15 protein-coding genes are annotated in these 15,341 nt (G+C 64.4%); 9 read left to right on the forward strand and 6 right to left on the reverse strand.

All coding sequences use genetic code 11. The features are described from left to right. The first annotated feature begins 57 nt into the window (after positions 1 to 57). Positions 58 to 369, forward strand: a complete 312-nt coding sequence (locus RQP54_RS09285) for a DUF3579 domain-containing protein (RefSeq protein WP_315677970.1) — start codon at positions 58 to 60, stop codon at positions 367 to 369. 6 nt (positions 370 to 375) lie between these two features. Here RQP54_RS09285 and RQP54_RS09290 read toward each other — a convergent pair whose 3' ends face one another. The 3 genes from RQP54_RS09290 to RQP54_RS09300 form a co-directional block, all read right to left on the reverse strand. Then, the gene (locus RQP54_RS09290; protein WP_315677971.1) at positions 376 to 1,503 is read right to left on the reverse strand and encodes a diguanylate cyclase domain-containing protein; all 1,128 of its coding nucleotides are present in this window, start codon (positions 1,501 to 1,503) and stop codon (positions 376 to 378) included. 175 nt (positions 1,504 to 1,678) lie between these two features. Beyond that, positions 1,679 to 1,978: a 30S ribosomal protein S20 gene (rpsT, locus tag RQP54_RS09295; protein ID WP_315677972.1), complete on the reverse strand. Its 300-nt coding sequence runs from the start codon at positions 1,976 to 1,978 to the stop codon at positions 1,679 to 1,681. 45 nt (positions 1,979 to 2,023) lie between these two features. Beyond that, positions 2,024 to 3,298, reverse strand: coding sequence for a diguanylate cyclase (locus RQP54_RS09300; RefSeq protein ID WP_315677973.1), 1,275 nt, complete (start codon positions 3,296 to 3,298; stop codon positions 2,024 to 2,026). A gap of 95 nt (positions 3,299 to 3,393) precedes the next feature. On the opposite strand from RQP54_RS09300, the gene murJ reads away from it, so the two are divergent. Together murJ and RQP54_RS09310 are read left to right on the forward strand one after the other, a co-directional pair. Further along, entirely contained in the window at positions 3,394 to 4,959 is a 1,566-nt protein-coding gene (gene murJ / locus RQP54_RS09305) for a murein biosynthesis integral membrane protein MurJ (protein WP_315677974.1), read from the forward strand. Positions 4,960 to 4,971: 12 nt separating this feature from the next. Then, complete coding sequence (locus RQP54_RS09310) at positions 4,972 to 5,820, forward strand: SirB1 family protein (RefSeq protein ID WP_315677975.1); 849 nt, start codon at positions 4,972 to 4,974, stop codon at positions 5,818 to 5,820. A 23-nt stretch (positions 5,821 to 5,843) separates the two neighbouring features. Here RQP54_RS09310 and RQP54_RS09315 read toward each other — a convergent pair whose 3' ends face one another. From RQP54_RS09315 to purM, 3 genes are all read right to left on the reverse strand, one after another. After that, entirely contained in the window at positions 5,844 to 6,671 is an 828-nt protein-coding gene (locus RQP54_RS09315; protein WP_315677976.1) for a ParA family protein, read from the reverse strand. A gap of 93 nt (positions 6,672 to 6,764) precedes the next feature. Continuing rightward, entirely contained in the window at positions 6,765 to 7,946 is a 1,182-nt protein-coding gene (locus RQP54_RS09320) for an MFS transporter (RefSeq protein WP_315677977.1), read from the reverse strand. Positions 7,947 to 7,953: 7 nt separating this feature from the next. Next, on the reverse strand, positions 7,954 to 8,982 hold the full coding sequence (purM, locus tag RQP54_RS09325; protein ID WP_315677978.1) for a phosphoribosylformylglycinamidine cyclo-ligase: 1,029 nt from the start codon (positions 8,980 to 8,982) through the stop codon (positions 7,954 to 7,956). 97 nt (positions 8,983 to 9,079) lie between these two features. Here purM and RQP54_RS09330 point away from each other — a divergent pair, with 97 nt between their 5' ends. The 6 genes from RQP54_RS09330 to RQP54_RS09355 all read left to right on the forward strand — a co-directional run bounded on the left by RQP54_RS09330 (position 9,080) and on the right by RQP54_RS09355 (position 15,154). Then, positions 9,080 to 10,162, forward strand: a complete 1,083-nt coding sequence (locus tag RQP54_RS09330; RefSeq protein WP_315677979.1) for an AI-2E family transporter — start codon at positions 9,080 to 9,082, stop codon at positions 10,160 to 10,162. 3 nt (positions 10,163 to 10,165) lie between these two features. Next, positions 10,166 to 10,849, forward strand: coding sequence for a DnaA regulatory inactivator Hda (hda, locus tag RQP54_RS09335; RefSeq protein WP_315677981.1), 684 nt, complete (start codon positions 10,166 to 10,168; stop codon positions 10,847 to 10,849). Continuing rightward, positions 10,846 to 11,553: an HAD family hydrolase gene (locus tag RQP54_RS09340; RefSeq protein ID WP_315677982.1), complete on the forward strand. Its 708-nt coding sequence runs from the start codon at positions 10,846 to 10,848 to the stop codon at positions 11,551 to 11,553. The genes hda and RQP54_RS09340 overlap by 4 nt, the downstream gene beginning before the upstream one ends. Positions 11,554 to 11,576: 23 nt before the next feature. Further along, positions 11,577 to 13,160, forward strand: a complete 1,584-nt coding sequence (gene pcnB, locus RQP54_RS09345) for a polynucleotide adenylyltransferase PcnB (protein ID WP_315677983.1) — start codon at positions 11,577 to 11,579, stop codon at positions 13,158 to 13,160. A gap of 8 nt (positions 13,161 to 13,168) precedes the next feature. After that, positions 13,169 to 13,636: a 2-amino-4-hydroxy-6-hydroxymethyldihydropteridine diphosphokinase gene (folK, locus tag RQP54_RS09350; RefSeq protein ID WP_315677984.1), complete on the forward strand. Its 468-nt coding sequence runs from the start codon at positions 13,169 to 13,171 to the stop codon at positions 13,634 to 13,636. Positions 13,637 to 13,921: 285 nt separating this feature from the next. Then, on the forward strand, positions 13,922 to 15,154 hold the full coding sequence (locus RQP54_RS09355) for a protein kinase domain-containing protein (protein WP_315677985.1): 1,233 nt from the start codon (positions 13,922 to 13,924) through the stop codon (positions 15,152 to 15,154). Positions 15,155 to 15,341 lie beyond the last annotated feature (187 nt).

A 15,341-nucleotide genomic window follows, 5' to 3' on the forward strand; every position in this document is an offset into this window, starting at 1 on the left:
GCGGCCGCGCACCAAGCCTTCCGCCGTCGGGAGCATGCCACGCACCCACAAGAACAAATGGCTTCCACCACGTCCAAAGAAATCTACATCCTGGGGGTTACCCGCCAGGGAAAAGCCTTTCGTCCCAGTGATTGGGCCGAGCGGCTGGCGGGGGTGATGAGCCAGTTTCGTCCCGGTGGCGAGCAGCGCGGAAGCCACCTGAGCTATTCCCCATGGTGTGTCCCCAGTGCCGTGGGGCAGACCAAGTGCGTCATCGTGCATCCCGACCTGCGCGACTACAACGTGATGGCCTGGGACTTCTGCATGAACTTCGCCAAGGACAACGACCTGCAGACCAGCGAAGGTCACCCGGGCACGCCGCCACGCTGAAGTTCGTCAGATGTGGGGGCCGGCAGTCTCGGCCTTGCGGGCTTCCGATACCGTCATGCAGGCGTTCTTGCCGGCACGCTTGACGGCGTACATGGCAGCATCCGCCAGACGCACCAGATCGCTGGGTTGCTTCGAGTCATCGGGGTACAGGGCGATGCCGATGCTGACTCCGATGTGGCAAGCCTTCCCCTCGATGTCGACCGGGGCACCTACTGATTCGATCAGCTTGGCGGCTACCGTTTTGGCATGCTCCGCGCTTCCGAGACCGTCCAGAACGACCAGAAACTCGTCGCCCCCCAGACGGGCAGCCGTGTCGACCTTGCGGATGCCGCCCTGCAGGCGCTGGGCGACGGTGGCCAGAACGCGATCACCAGCCTGGTGTCCGAGGGTGTCATTGATGTGCTTGAATCCGTCCAGGTCGAGAAAGAGCAGGGCAGCTTTTTCGCCTTCGCGCTTGGCGCGTTCACAGGCCATCGCCAGACGATCGTCTGCTACGCCCTTGTTGGGAAGCGCCGTCAGTGGGTCGTGCGCGGCCCGGTGCTGGATGATGTCGCGCTGTTCCAGCGTGGTTCGCAGCAGGGTTTCGATCGCCCGTTTGTAACCGAAGACCACCGTGGTGACGATGAGCATGATGACCAGGCTGCCGACGAAAATCGGCATCCAACCCAGGGGTTGGTGGATATAGGTGCCCCCGTTCACAGGCAATTGCAGGCGATGCTGTATGAACAGCAAGCCTATGCTCAGTATCGACAGCCACATGCCCGCCAGGTAGGCGATCAGCGATCGCAGTGGCAGGAATACCGCCGCCATGGCACAGGCAACGATGGTCCATGCCAGCCCATTGCTATAGAACCCGAATGTGTAGAGCCCTGCGATGCCGATGATGCCGGGCACCAGCACCACGAAATAAATGCGTGGTAATGCCGGGATGATGCGGTGTGGGCAGTAGTACAGCGCAATCACCATACCAGCCAGAAGCAGGTGGATGGTATAGAGGGATTGCCAACCGGTGATGAAGGCCCGCGATGACGACGCCGCTGCGGCCACCACTGCGATCACGACATACCCGCGCTCGATGAGGCGCAACAGGTAGTTCTTGACGTCAGTGCCGGTATCCCACTCCTGATGTATCACCAGTCCCCCAAGTTTGTTCCGATCTTTCTGCAGATCGTACCTGCAAACGAGCCCGGCTGTCAGTCGTCAAGCGGACAACAAAAAAGCCGACTTGCGTCGGCTTTTTGCTTTTGCTGGAAGCGCACCCGTTACAAACGGCAGACCCAGGGCAGGGTCCGTGCGATTGCCTGGTTGATTAGGCGGCGAGGGCCAGGGCCTTGACCTTGGCAGCGAGGCGGCTCTTGTCGCGGGCAGCCTTGTTCTTGTGGAAGATGCCCTTGTCGGCCACGGTATCCACAACGGCTTGTGCCTTGGCAAACAGTTCAGCAGCCTTGGTCTTGTCGCCAGCCAGAACGGCTTTTTCAACGTTCTTGACGGCGGTACGGTATTTGGAACGCAGGGAGGTGTTGGCTGCGTTGATCTTGACGTCCTGGCGGACGCGTTTACGGCCCGACGCCAGGCGCGGGTTCTTTTTCTTGGGCTTTCCAGATGCCATGATGATTCCTTAAGTGTCTGTGGATGTTTCCAGCAAAGCCAAAGATTATACCAGCCGGTTGCGTCCTTGTGTCTTGGCTTGGTACAGCCACCCATCGGCGGTGTGCAGCAGATGGGACAGGCTCGCGTCCGAGGCGGTTCCCGCACAGCAGATGCCCATGCTGATGGTGACCGGGCCCACGGTAGGGCATTGCTGGGCCACGGCGCCTGGCAGCGCCTCCCGGAAGCGTTCGAGCCCCTGTCGCATGGCGCTTTCGCTCAAGTTGCGGCCGAACAGCACCACGAATTCCTCGCCACCCAGGCGCGCAACCAGTTCGTCGGAGAAATGCCTGCCCAGTTCCTGGGCCACAGCCTGCAGAACCAGATCGCCCTGGTGGTGGCCGTGTTCGTCATTGATACGTTTGAAGTAGTCAATGTCCATCATCGCCACCCCAGCGCTGTGTCCGGCTGCCCGTGCCTGGCGCAGCAGGGCCTCGCCCCGGTCAAAGAAAGTCCGCCGGTTGTTCAGTCCCGTCAGGGAGTCGCGCGTGGCCAGGTGGTGCAGCGACTCGACCAGTTCCAGCATTTCCAGGTTCTGGTTGATGCGGCAGGTCATCTCCTCGTAGGAGTAGGGCTTGGAGATGAAGTCATTGGCTCCGTGCTTCAGGAACTGGGCCGAAACATCGGGACGGTTTTCGCCCGAAATGCCAATGATGGCGAGCTTGTCCTTGCCCATCATGCGCCGTGCCTGCAGTACGAACTCGAAGCCATCCACCTTGGGCATGTTGTAGTCGACCAATACCAGCTTGGTGTCGCGGTGCTGTTCCAGTTGCCTGATCGCGTCGGCCCCGTTCTCGGCCAGCAGCACGGTCAGGCCCTGGATCTGCAGCATGCGCTGCAACACTTCGCGCGAAGAGGGCGAGTCGTCGGCCACCAGCACCTTGAGGCTGCGGTTGCGCTGCAGCCGACGCACCAGCTGGACGGCGTACTCGTAGGACACCACCCCTTTTTTCAGCACGTAATCAACGATGGATCCCCGGTGCATCAGCTCGCGGACTTCGGGAGAGATGCTGCCGGTCAGTGCAATGACGGGCAATCCGTGGCGCTCCACGAGGGAGATGGCCTCGCCATAGGGCGCATCGGGCAGATTGACGTCGCAGACGGCGGCCAGGAAGGAATCGCCTTGCGCTTCCAGCGCAGACTGGGCCTGGGCCAGGCTGGCTGCGATGACGCTGTCACACCCGCACTGGTTGCGCAACATGGAGCCCAGCATGCCGGAGAGTGCGCGCTGGTCTTCCACGATCAGGACCGCGGTACGTGCGGGAGGCGCAGATGTGTCCATAGGGTAGGAGGGTGCCGGTCTGGCAGTATAGGCAGGGCTGGCAGGCCTTGCCAAGCCCCGCAGTGACCGCGCTGTGCGCCGCTACACTGCGGGGTGTGAGCCTTCTCAAATCCGCTTCCACCGTCTCCCTCTGGACCCTGCTGTCCCGCATCACCGGGCTGGCCCGCGAACTGCTCGTGGCGTCGCTGTTCGGTGCCAGTGCCATGACCGATGCCTTCAACGTCGCGTTCCGCATACCGAACCTGTTTCGGCGCCTGTTTGCCGAAGGGGCTTTCAGCCAGGCTTTCGTGCCCGTGCTGGCCGCCAGCAAGGCGCGTGATGGGGAAGACCTGACACGCTCCCTGATCGACCGCGTGGCCACCGTGCTGGCCTGGGCCCTGCTGCTGACCTGCATCCTGGGCGTGCTGGCTGCGCCCTGGATGGTCTGGGCCATGGCCAGCGGGCTGCAGAAGAACCCCGCCGGGTACGACGCAGCGGTCTGGATGACGCGCTTCATGTTTCCCTACATCGGCTTCATGTCCATGGTGGCGCTGGCCTCGGGGGTGCTCAATACCTGGAAGCGATTTGCCGTGCCGGCCGCAACCCCGGTGCTGCTGAATGTGTCCACCATCTTGGCCGCCTGGCTGTTGTCGCCCGTCTTTGCGCAGCAGGGCATTCCCCCGATCTATGCCATGGCCGTTGGGGTCATGGTCGGTGGTGTGCTGCAACTCGGCCTGCAGATTCCGGCCTTGCGCGGCCTGGGGCTGCTGCCGAAAATTTCCCTGCGCTGGTCTGGCGTGCGCGCGGCTTGGCGCGACAGTGGCACGCAGCAGATCCTGCGTCTCATGTTGCCGGCCCTGCTGGGTGTGAGCGTGGCCCAGATTTCCTTGCTCATCAACACCCAGATCGCCTCGCACCTGGCCACGGGCAGCGTGAGCTGGCTGTCGTATGCGGACCGGCTGATGGAGTTCCCCACCGCCATGCTGGGAGTGGCACTGGGTGTGGTACTGATGCCCCAGTTGGCGGGGGCCCGCGCCAAGGGCGAGAGTGACAAGTATTCCGAACTGCTGGATTGGGGGCTGCGCCTGGTGCTGCTGCTGGCCGTACCCTGCGCGGTGGCATTGCTGGTGTTCTCCAAGCCTCTGGTGAGTGTGCTGTACCACTACGGCGCGTTCTCGGACCATGATGTGCAGCAGACTGCCCTGGCCATGATGGGCTGGGGGGCCGGGCTGGTGGGCATCGTCGCCATCAAGGTGCTGGCACCGGGCTTTTACGCCAGCCAGGACATCAAGACCCCGGTGCGCATTGCCATGGCCGTGCTGGTAGTGACTCAGCTGCTCAATCTGCTGCTGGTGCCCAAGCTGCAGCACGCTGGTCTGTCGCTGTCCATCGGGCTCGGTGCCATGGTCAATGCCCTCTGGCTGCTGGTGGGCCTGATCCGTCGCGGCAGCTACCGGCCCTTGCCGGGCTGGGGGCGACTGGCGCTGCAGGTGGGCGCTTCGAGTGCCATCCTGGTGGTGTACCTGTTGTGGGCTGCTGGTGCCTGGGACTGGACTGGCTTGCGCTCGCAGGCCTTGCTGCGCATGGGGCTGATGGCGGCCATCCTGGCTGGTGCCGCTGTACTGTACCTCGGCAGCGTGTGGGCTTGTGGTTTGAATTTGCGCCAGTTCCTGCGCCGGTAGCACAATCAGGGCATGCACCCCACTTGGCACGCACCGACACCCCTGGAGTACTTCGCCTCTCTGGTGGAACGGGACTCGGATTTCCCGCTTTTCGAGGCGGCGGTCTGCCTGGCCCAGGACGAGTATCCTGATCTGGACCTGCAGAAAGTGACCCATCAGGTGGACGCGCTCACTGCCCGCGTGCGCCGCCGCGTGGCGGCTGATGCCGGTTCCTTGCAGCGCCTGCAGGTGCTCAACCAGTTCTTCTTCCGTGAACTCGGATTCGGCGTCAACGCCAATGACTATTACGCTGCCGATAACAGCTATATCCACCAGGTGCTGGCCACGCGCCGCGGCATTCCGGTGTCCCTGGCTGTGCTGTGGCTGGAGATTGCCTCTGGCATGGGCTTGTCGGTGCGTGGCATCAGTTTTCCCGGCCACTTCCTGGTCAAGGTCAACCTCCCCATCGGTCAGGCCATCATCGACCCGGCTACCGGCAAGTCACTGAGTGCCGAGCAGTTGTCGGAAATGCTGTCCCAGGTGCATCCGGATCAGGCGCCCCTGAGTTCCTGGGATGTGGCCGGTAGCCCCTACCTGCGCAGCGCAGCACCACGCGACATCCTGGTGCGCATGCTGCGCAACCTCAAGGGCATCTTCCAGGCCGAAGGGGACTGGGAACGCATGCTGGCCGTGCAGGAGCGCCTGGTGGTGCTGTTGCCCGAAGTCTGGGCCGAGTACCGCGACCGCGGCCTGGCCCATGCGGCCTTGGGCCACAGTGACCAGGCCGTCGCCGACCTGGAGTGCTACCTGGTACACAGCGACGATCTCGCCGACAGCGACCTCATAGCCGAACGCCTGGAGGCCTTGCGCAACACGCGCTGAGTCCTGATTGCGGCCGGGGTGAATCAGCCGCTTGCGCGCGAACCGGCGAAACGGTCCCCGTGTACCAGAGTGCCCTGTGCCGGCATCAGGGCGGCAGCCCGCGCGGGCAGGATGGGAGCAGGTGCTTGTGATGGGGTGTCTGGCTGAGCGGGCTCGGTCATGACCGGCGGCTCGATGGTGGCGCCTTCGTCACACGGCACACGAAGGCCCGATGCACCGACGCGCAGGATGGAAGCCAATGGCGCCAGAACGACCTGCCATTGCTGCAGGTCGGCCGCATGGGCTGCCGCGGGCAAGTCAAACAACGTGAGCCCGTTTTCCACCGTTCTGACATAGATCTGCGCCTCGCGCAGTACACCCCAGAACGGCATGGCGCGGCTGTGCGCCCACTGCTGCAGTACCTCGGCACCGCGGGTGCGGGCATCGATGCGCATGCCGACCACGCCCAACTGGCAACGCCCACTGGCCACGCGCGGGTGGGCCATGAGCTCGTCGTGGCAGGCCGCCGCGCTGTCGCGGTCGAACAGCGAGTTGCATACCGGTATCACGATCGCATCGGCCTGCATCACCAGACGCGACAGGTCGAAGCCCTGCAGGCCACCCGGTGTGTCGAGCACCACGTGGGTGACCCCGGCCGGTGGCTTCAGGATGTTCTTCTGGTCCAGGGTCCAGTGCAGGATGGAGGGAACACTGGCGACCCGGCGCTTGAGCCACGTGCGGGTCGATTGCTGGCGGTCCACATCGCCGAGCATTACCCGGCAACCCTGGTGCGCCATCCAGGCGGCCAGATGCGTAGCCAGGGTGCTCTTTCCACTGCCCCCCTTGCGGTTCACGACGGCGACGACTGGCATGCGGCTGCCCTCCAATGCGTGCTAAGGAGCCGCAGTGTGGGGCAAAAATGGCCGCATGTCCAATCAGGACAAGCGTAGGCAGCTACCGATTTGCTAGCGTCTGTGGGGTGTAAGCCACAGCAACAGCAGGCTGGCCATCGCCAGCGCGGCACCGGTGACGAAGGTGGCGGAAGGCCCCGACCTGTCCCACAGCCAGCCCGCCAGGGCGCTGGCCACCAGCAGCGCCAGGGCACAGACCAGGTTGAACAGCCCGTAGGCGGTTCCCCGAAGGTCGGCCGGGGCGGTATCGGCCACCATGGCTGCCAACAGACCCTGGGTGGCTGCCATGTGCAGGCCCCACAGCACGATGCCAAGCCAGAACAGGGGGCCATGGGCCGCGTATGCCAGACACAGGTCGGCCAGGATGAGCAGGACCATTCCTGCCGAGAGCAGACTGCGGTGGCTGACGCGATCGGCTAGGCTACCCAGGGGGTAGGCCGCAGCAGCGAAGACCATGTTCATCGCAATCAGCACCGCGGGGACCCAGGCCATGGGCAGCCCGCCGCCCTGGGCGCGCAGCACCAGGAAGGCTTCGGAAAAACGCGCCAGCGTAAAGCAACCTCCGAACACGGCCACGTTCCAGAACGGCCCTTTCAGGCGGCGCAGGTTGTCGCGGCGCAGCGGGTTGATGCGTGGCTGCCCTGCGGGGCGCTCGGGTTCGCTCACGCCAAAGGCCAGCAGTGCCACACACAGTACCGCGGGAATGACGGCTACCCAGAAGACGGTACGGATGTCATTGGCCCACAGGAGCATGAAGACGATCGCTAGGATCGGGCCCAGGAAAGCGCCCACGGTGTCGAGCGACTGTCGCAGCCCAAAGGCTGCGCCGCGCTGGGCTTCGGGGGTGATGTCGGCAATCAGGGCGTCGCGCGGGGCGCCGCGCAAGCCTTTTCCCACGCGGTCCAGCAGCCGGGCCGTAATGACCGGGTCCACGCTGGTGGCGAGGGCAAACAGGGGCTTGGTTGCGGCGCCCAATCCATAGCCCAGGAGGGCCAGGGGCTTGCGCTTGCCCCACCAGTCGCTGAGCGTGCCGGAAAACACCTTCACGAACAAGGCTGTCGCTTCGGCGGCCCCTTCGAGCAGGCCCACGGTGAGCATGCTCACGCCCAGCACGCTGACCATGAACACCGGCAGCAGGCTGTGGATGAGTTCGGACGACACATCCATCAGCAGGCTGACAAAACCCAGCGCCCAGATGCTGGCGGGCAATCGGCCCGCAGGGGCGGCGGGCGTCATTGCATCGTCAGGCGACGGTCACGGCCGCGCCATCGCCCTTGGGAGCAATGGCGCCAATGGTGTACACCGTCTCGCCCAGGCTGCGCAGGGTGGCAGCGGTGGCTTCGGCATTGGCGGCGTCCACGACGACGACCATGCCTATGCCGTTGTTGAAGGTGCGGTTCATCTCGATGTCGTCAATGCCGGCAGTCTTCTGCAGCCAGGCAAACAGTTCGGTCTGGGGCCAGCTGCCCTTCTTCAGGTGCGCGGCCGTGCCTTCAGGCAGCACGCGTGGGATGTTCTCCAGCAAGCCGCCACCGGTGATGTGGGCCAGCGCCTTGATGGGGTGTTGGGCCAGGGCGGCCAGCACGTTCTTCACGTACAGACGGGTGGGCTCCATGATGGCCTGCTTGAAAGGCTTGCCGTCCAGGGTGACGGGCAGGTTGGCGCTGGCGCGCTCGATGCACTTGCGTACCAGGCTGAAACCGTTGGAGTGCACGCCGTGGCTGGCCAGGCCCAGCACCACGTCGCCGGGTTGCACGGTGGCGCCGGTCAGGATCTTGGACTTTTCGACCGCGCCGACAGCAAAGCCGGCCAGGTCGTATTCACCGGCGGGGTACATGCCGGGCATCTCGGCGGTTTCGCCGCCGATCAGGGCGCAGCCGGACAGTTCGCAGCCTTTGGCAATGCCACCGACCACGGCGGCAGCCGTGTCCACGTCGAGCTTGCCGCAGGCAAAGTAGTCGAGAAAGAAAAGCGGCTCGGCGCCCTGCACCAGCACGTCGTTCACGCTCATGGCCACCAGGTCGATACCTACGGTGTCGTGCATGTTCCACTCGAAGGCCAGCTTGAGCTTGGTGCCCACGCCGTCGGTACCGGAGACCAGCACCGGCTCCTTGTAGCGCTTGGGCACCTCGAACAGGGCGCCGAAGCCGCCGATGCCGGCCAGCACGCCTTCGCGCATGGTCTTCTTGGCCAGCGGCTTGATGCGTTCAACCAGGGCGTCGCCCGCGTCAATGTCAACGCCGGCATCTTTGTACGACAGGGGAGTGGTCATGGGAGAGATAGAGGAGTAGAAGGGTGGCCCCATCGGGACAAGCCTCGGGCCGATAGAATTTGCCCTTGATTTTAAAGGGGCGCCTGCCCCACTTTGTATGCAATTTACCGCCACCCAAAAAAGATTGGCTGCCTGGGCCCTGATCGCGTTAGCGTTCGGCATCGTCTTCTGGCAGCTCAAGGCCGTGCTGGCCCCCTTCGTGGTGGCGGGGGTCATGGCCTACGCCCTGAACCCGGTAGTGAACTGGCTCGACGACGTGGGGCGCGGCCGCATTCCGCGCCTGTTGGCGGTAGTGGTGGTGGAGCTGCTGTTTTTCATGACGGTGACTGGTGTGCTGCTGCTGGTGGTGCCGATCCTGGCCAAGGAGCTTCCGCTCATGCGCGACCAGTTGCCCGGCCTGCTGGATGCGGCGAATCAAAGCCTCAAGCCTTGGTTGGCCCAGTTTGGCGTGCATGTGCAGTTTGACGCCGCCAGCCTGCGTGCCTTTGTCCTGAAATACCTCAACGCCAATTTCGAGGACGTGTTCAGCTCGCTGATCGTGTCCCTGCAACTCGGCGGCAGCGTGGCCTTTGCCCTGATCGGCAATGCCATCCTGATCCCCGTGGCCCTGTTCTACCTGCTGCTGGAATGGGACGACTTCATGGCTGCACTGCGCACCCTGGTGCCGCCACGCCTGCGCGAAGGTAGCGACAGTTTCTTCCAGGAAGCAGATGAGGTGCTGGGCCAGTACCTGCGCGGCCAACTACTGGTGATGGGCCTGCTGGCGGTGTACTACAGCGTGGCACTGGGCCTGTTCGGGCTGGATCTGGCCCTGCCCATCGGGGTCTTTACCGGTCTGGCCGTGTTTGTGCCTTACCTGGGCTTTGGTGTGGGCCTCGTGCTGGCCACCTTGGCGGGTTTGCTGGAGTTTTCGGCCCAGTCGGGCCTGGGCTACACCTTTGCCATGGTGGGAGTGGTCTATGGTCTGGGCCAACTGCTGGAAAGCTTCTTCCTGACACCGCGCCTCGTGGGTGAGCGCATCGGCCTGCACCCGCTGGCGGTTATCTTCGCCTTGCTCGCATTTGGCCAGGTGCTGGGTTTTGTCGGGGTGCTGATTGCGCTGCCGGTCAGCGCCGTGCTGCTGGTGGCCATCCGCCGCATCCAGCAGGGTTACCTGGCTAGCGGGTTGTACAAGGGATAGCCCATGCAACAACTGGCGCTTGATATCGGGCTGTTCGGCGGGCCCACGCTGGCGAACTTCTGGGCCGGTCCCAATGGCGAAGCCTTGCGGCATCTGGAACTGTGGGTGGGGTCGGGCGCTGTCGCTGCCCCGCGCTCGCCGGTGCCGACCTACCTCTGGGGACCGCATGGCTGTGGCAAGAGCCACCTGCTGCAGGCCGCGGCCGATGCGCTGCGCAGCCAAGGTGCGCTGGTGGGCTGGATGGATGCGGGCGCCGCGGCCCAAGAGTTCGACGAGCGCTGGGCCGCGGTCTTCATGGACGACGTGCACCTGTACACCGCCGACCAGCAGCACCAGGCCTTCAACTGGTTCGTCAACGCCCAGAGCCTGCAGCGCCCGGTGCTCGCCGCGGGCGAGCTGGCACCGGCCGACCTGGCATTGCGCGACGACTTGCGTACCCGCCTGGGCTGGGGCCACATCTACAGCCTGCAGTTGCTCAGCGAGCCGGAGCGCCGCGCCGTGCTGCGCCAGGCCGCGGACGCGCGCGGCATCTTTCTGAGCGACGAGGTGATGGACTACATGCTCAACCGTTTCAGCCGTGACCTTGGCAGCCTCATGGAACTGCTGGGCCTGCTCGACGGCTACGCCCTGCAGACCCAGCGTGCCATCACCATTCCCCTGATCAAATCCATGATGGAAAACGCATGACCCACCCCTCCGCGCCGAAGGCGCGCATTGCACTGTTCGACCTCGACCACACCCTGCTGCCGATCGATTCGGACTATTCCTGGGGCCAGTTCACCACCGCGCGCGGCTGGACCGACGCCGGCGAGTTCAAGCGTCGAAATGACGAGTTCTATGCCGCCTACCAGGCCGGCACGCTCGATGTGCATGAGTATGTGCGCTTTGCCACAGCAGCCTTTGTCGCCCAGGGTGCTATCAATTCGGAAGCTGCTCACGAAGACTTCATGCGGGATGTGGTCCAAAAGAACATACAACCCCAGGCGCTGGAACTGGTGCGTTCGCACCAGGCGGCGGGCGACGTGGTGGTGATCGTCACCGCCACCAACGAATTCGTCACGCGCCCCATTGCCCGCGCCTTCGGCGTGGACGAACTGATCGCCGTGGAACTGGAGCAGACTCCGGGTTCGGACGGACGGCCCTGGTACACCGGCGCCATCCGCGGTACGCCCTCGTTCCGCGAAGGCAAGGTCACGCGGGTGAACCAATGGCTGGCTGCGCGCGGCTGGGCTTGGGAGGATGTGCACACCACCTTCTATTCGGACTCCATGAACGACTTGCCGCTGCTGGAAAAGGCCAACGTGCCCGTGGCCACCAACCCCGATGCCCGCCTGCGCCAGATTGCCCTCGAGCGCCAATGGCGCATACTCGACCTCTTTACGGGCGCCTGAGCGCCCGCGTTTGACTGCATTCCATGATCAAGAAATTCATCGACAAGCTTCTGGACAAATCGAGCGCCGCCCTCGGACGGGGCAAGGCATCGCGCTTCGGCAAGCGGGTCGACATTCCGTTCGAAACCCACCGCATCAACCCCGCCCTGGTGGACGAGCGCGCCATCCATGTGGTGCGCACCCTGCACCAGGCCGGCTTTGAGGCCTACATCGTCGGCGGCGCCGTGCGCGACCTGCTGTTGGGCCTGGCGCCCAAGGATTTCGACGTGGCCACCAACGCCACGCCCGAGCAGGTCAAGGGGCTGTTCCGCCGCGCTTTCATCATCGGGCGGCGTTTCCGTATTGTGCACGTGGTGTATGGCCGTGGGCGTGAGCACGAAGTCATTGAGGTCTCGACCTTCCGCGCCTACATGGACAACGCCGCGGCCGAGCAGGTAAGTGGCAACGAGCGCACCAGCAAGAGCGAACTGGCGGGCATGCAGCACGCCGTGGACGCCAGCGGCCGCGTGCTGCGCGACAACGTCTGGGGCCCGCAGGACGAAGACGCCACCCGGCGCGACTTCACCGTCAACGCCATGTACTACGACCCCGAAACCCAGGTCGTGGTGGACTACCACAAGGGCTTCAAGGACGCCCAGAGCCGCGTGCTGCGCATGATCGGCGACCCGGCCACACGCTTCCGCGAAGACCCGGTGCGCATCATCCGCGCTGTGCGCTTCTCGGCCAAGCTCAGCGGCCTGGGTTTCAAGATGGAGTCCAAGACCGCGGCGCCGATCCCAAAGTCGCTGTCCCTGCTGCACGACGTGCCGCAAAGCCGCATGTTCGACGAAATGCTCAAACTGCTGCAGACCGGGCACGCGCTGGCCTCCATCGACACCCTGAACAAGCTGGGCCTGGCCAAAGGCATCTACCCCTTGCTGGACCTGGTGGTGGAACGCGCCGCCAGCCCGCTGGTGCAGGCAGCGCTCAAGGACACCGACCGCCGCGTGGGCGAAGGCAAGCCCGTGGCCCCGAGCTTCCTGCTGGCCTGCGTGCTGTGGGACGACGTGAACAAGGGCTGGCAGCAGCGCGTGGCCCAGGGCCAGCACAGCCACCCGGCCCTGCAGGAAGCCATTGACGACGTGTTCAACGCCCGCATCGGCGACGTGTCGGGCCGCGGCAAGCTTGGCGGCGACATGCGCGAAATCTGGGTCATGCAGCCGCGCTTCGAAAAGCGCGCGGGCTCCGGCCCCTGGGGCATGGTGGAACAACCGCGCTTCCGCGCCGCCTTCGACTTCATGCGCCTGCGCGCCGATGCCGGCGAAGTGGACGAACTCCTGGCCGACTGGTGGCAGGAATTCAGCACCGCGAGCGACTCCGTGCGCCAGGACCTGATGGACGCCGTGCGCCAGGAGCAGCAAAAGCGCAAGCCCCAGCCGCGCATGCAGCGCGCGCCGCGCCCGGTGAACCCGACACCGAACGCTGCGCCTGAATCCAGCGACACCGATGCCGTGGCTTCGGAGCAGGGCGGCGAAAGCGGCGACTCCGATGCGCCGCGCAAGCGCCGCCGCCGTCGCCGCCGCCCCGGTGGCGGGCGTGGCGAAGGCAGTGCCGCTGCGGCGGAATAACCCCCGCCATGGTCACGGCCTACATCGGTCTGGGCGGCAACCTGGGCGATGCCCAGGCAACCCTGCAGCAGACCTGCGCTGCGCTGCGCTCCTTGCCCGGCGGCGAGAGTCTGAGCTTGTCGTCGCTGTACGCCAGCGCCCCCATCGACTCCAGCGGACCCGATTACCTGAACGCCGTGGCCAGCCTGGATACGCCCTTGGCAGCCGAAGAGCTGTTGCGGGCACTGCAGGCCATTGAACAGGGTGCAGGCCGCGAGCGCCCGTACCGCAACGCCCCGCGCACGCTGGACCTGGATGTGCTGCTCTACGGCGACGAGCACATTCAGTCCCCCACCTTGATCGTTCCGCACCCGCGCATGTGGGAGCGCGCCTTCGTGCTGCTGCCGCTGGCCGAACTGGCCCCCTCGCTGGTGCCGGCTGACTTGCTGGCCGCCGTGGCGGGGCAGTCGATACGCCGTTTGCCGGGCTGGGCGTAAGGTGGGGCGGGCCACGGTCAGCCGGGGGCGATGACAACGGGGGCGAAGAACGAAGGCAAGGGGGGCTCCGAACACCGGCGTGGGCTGCGCAATGGTTTCTGCGGCGCTCTCAGGTTGGCCTGTGCAGGCGAAAGTAACGGAACACTTGCGGCACAGACCTGTTGCCGTTGTCCTGGTCTTCTGCCCGGCAGCGCGTGCCTTGTTGCTCCTGCCGTCAAAGAGAATATCGCCCAGCCGTCCAACGCGCTATATTCCGCCAGCGGTAGACGGCAAAAGGAACGCAGTGTGAAGATCCTGGTGGTAGACGATGAGACCAGCGTGCGGCAGAACCTGGCGCGCTTGCTTCGCCTTGAAGGGTTTGACGTCGTGGAGGCTGCCGATGGTCAGGCTGGACTGGCGCTGGCGGAGCAAGAACTGCCGGACCTGATCCTGTCCGATGTGGTCATGCCGGTACTCAATGGGCACCAGTTCCTGGAGGCATTGCGCGCCCATTCGGCCACGGCCTCGATTCCATTTGTGTTCATCACTGCGCTGACCGATCGCGTGGATCGGCGCCAAGGCATGAATTTGGGGGCGGACGATTACCTCTACAAACCCTTTACCCGGGACGATGTGCTTGACGCAGTACACGCCCGACTGCGGAGGTTTCAGGGAGCGCAGACCCTGGGTGCCCAGGTGGACGTACCGGCTGAGGGTGTCCAGGTCAAGGGCTACCGCATCCTGCGGCGACTCGGTGGCGGCGGCATGTCGGAGGTCTATTTGGCCGAGCGCGAGAGCGATGGCCTGGTACTGGCACTGAAGCTGCTGGACACGCGCACCAGTCAGAATCCGCGCATGCTGGACCGTTTCATCCAGGAGTGCGAACTGCTGGAGCAGGTCAAGCACCCCAATGTGGCCCGGATCTACGGCCATGGTTTCACGGACACCCATGCGTTCATTTCCATGGAGTATTTCTCCCATGGCGACATACGCCAACGTATCGCTGCTGGAATCTCGCCATTTGAAGCACTGACCGTCACGCTGCAGGTGGCTCAGGCCCTTTCGCAAATCCATGCGTTGGGCATCGTGCACCGGGATGTCAAGCCCGACAACCTCATGCTGCGCGCTGATGGCGGAGTGGCTTTGATTGACTTCGGGGTCGCCAAGCATGCCCACCAGGAGTTGGAGCACACGCACCACGGCGAACTCGTTGGCTCACCCTACTACATGAGCCCCGAACAAGCGGCGGGCCGCCCGGTGCATCCATCCAGCGATATCTATTGTCTTGGTGTGATCTTTTACGAAATGGTCACCGGCAGGCGCCCGTACACGGCGGATTCGATGGAGGGGCTCCTGAATCTGCACCTGAATGCCGCTACGCCGCGCTTCGAGCCCAAGTACGCAGAGTTCCAGTGGCTGCTGGACGGAATGATGCAAAAGCAGCTCGATCACCGATACCGTTCAGCGCAGCACGTAGCCGACCTCATTGTTGAAGCCTGGCCACAGGTGCTGCGCCTACTCAGACCTGCCAGTTCCTAGTAGCGGATTCGGAGGCCGGATCGCGGGCAAGCAGCGGTAAGTAGTGTGCGTTTAGCTACAAATTTAGTAGCATTTGTCACGCCGTTGGCTGCTGCCCAGTGTCCACCTTCCCACCGCCCGTACACATTCCACGTTGGTTACGACTGCAGCCTTCCAATGCGAACGCTCCGCATCAAGGCTTCGACCC

It is taken from the genome of Curvibacter sp. APW13 (assembly GCF_032337135.1).
Lineage (GTDB): Bacteria > Pseudomonadota > Gammaproteobacteria > Burkholderiales > Burkholderiaceae_C > Allorhodoferax.

Excerpts from the sequence above, each read along its gene's own strand:
- RQP54_RS09285 (WP_315677970.1), top strand. The coding sequence starts at position 58 with ATGGCTTCCACCACGTCCAAAGAAATCTACATCCTGGGGGTTACCCGC.
- folK (WP_315677984.1), top strand. The coding sequence starts at position 13,169 with ATGGTCACGGCCTACATCGGTCTGGGCGGCAACCTGGGCGATGCCCAG.
- RQP54_RS09315 (WP_315677976.1), bottom strand. The coding sequence starts at position 6,671 with ATGCCAGTCGTCGCCGTCGTGAACCGCAAGGGGGGCAGTGGAAAGAGC.
- purM (WP_315677978.1), bottom strand. The coding sequence starts at position 8,982 with ATGACCACTCCCCTGTCGTACAAAGATGCCGGCGTTGACATTGACGCG.
- hda (WP_315677981.1), top strand. The coding sequence starts at position 10,166 with ATGCAACAACTGGCGCTTGATATCGGGCTGTTCGGCGGGCCCACGCTG.
- RQP54_RS09320 (WP_315677977.1), bottom strand. The coding sequence starts at position 7,946 with ATGACGCCCGCCGCCCCTGCGGGCCGATTGCCCGCCAGCATCTGGGCG.
- RQP54_RS09330 (WP_315677979.1), top strand. The coding sequence starts at position 9,080 with ATGCAATTTACCGCCACCCAAAAAAGATTGGCTGCCTGGGCCCTGATC.
- RQP54_RS09340 (WP_315677982.1), top strand. The coding sequence starts at position 10,846 with ATGACCCACCCCTCCGCGCCGAAGGCGCGCATTGCACTGTTCGACCTC.
- rpsT (WP_315677972.1), bottom strand. The coding sequence starts at position 1,978 with ATGGCATCTGGAAAGCCCAAGAAAAAGAACCCGCGCCTGGCGTCGGGC.
- pcnB (WP_315677983.1), top strand. The coding sequence starts at position 11,577 with ATGATCAAGAAATTCATCGACAAGCTTCTGGACAAATCGAGCGCCGCC.
- RQP54_RS09310 (WP_315677975.1), top strand. The coding sequence starts at position 4,972 with ATGCACCCCACTTGGCACGCACCGACACCCCTGGAGTACTTCGCCTCT.
- RQP54_RS09300 (WP_315677973.1), bottom strand. The coding sequence starts at position 3,298 with ATGGACACATCTGCGCCTCCCGCACGTACCGCGGTCCTGATCGTGGAA.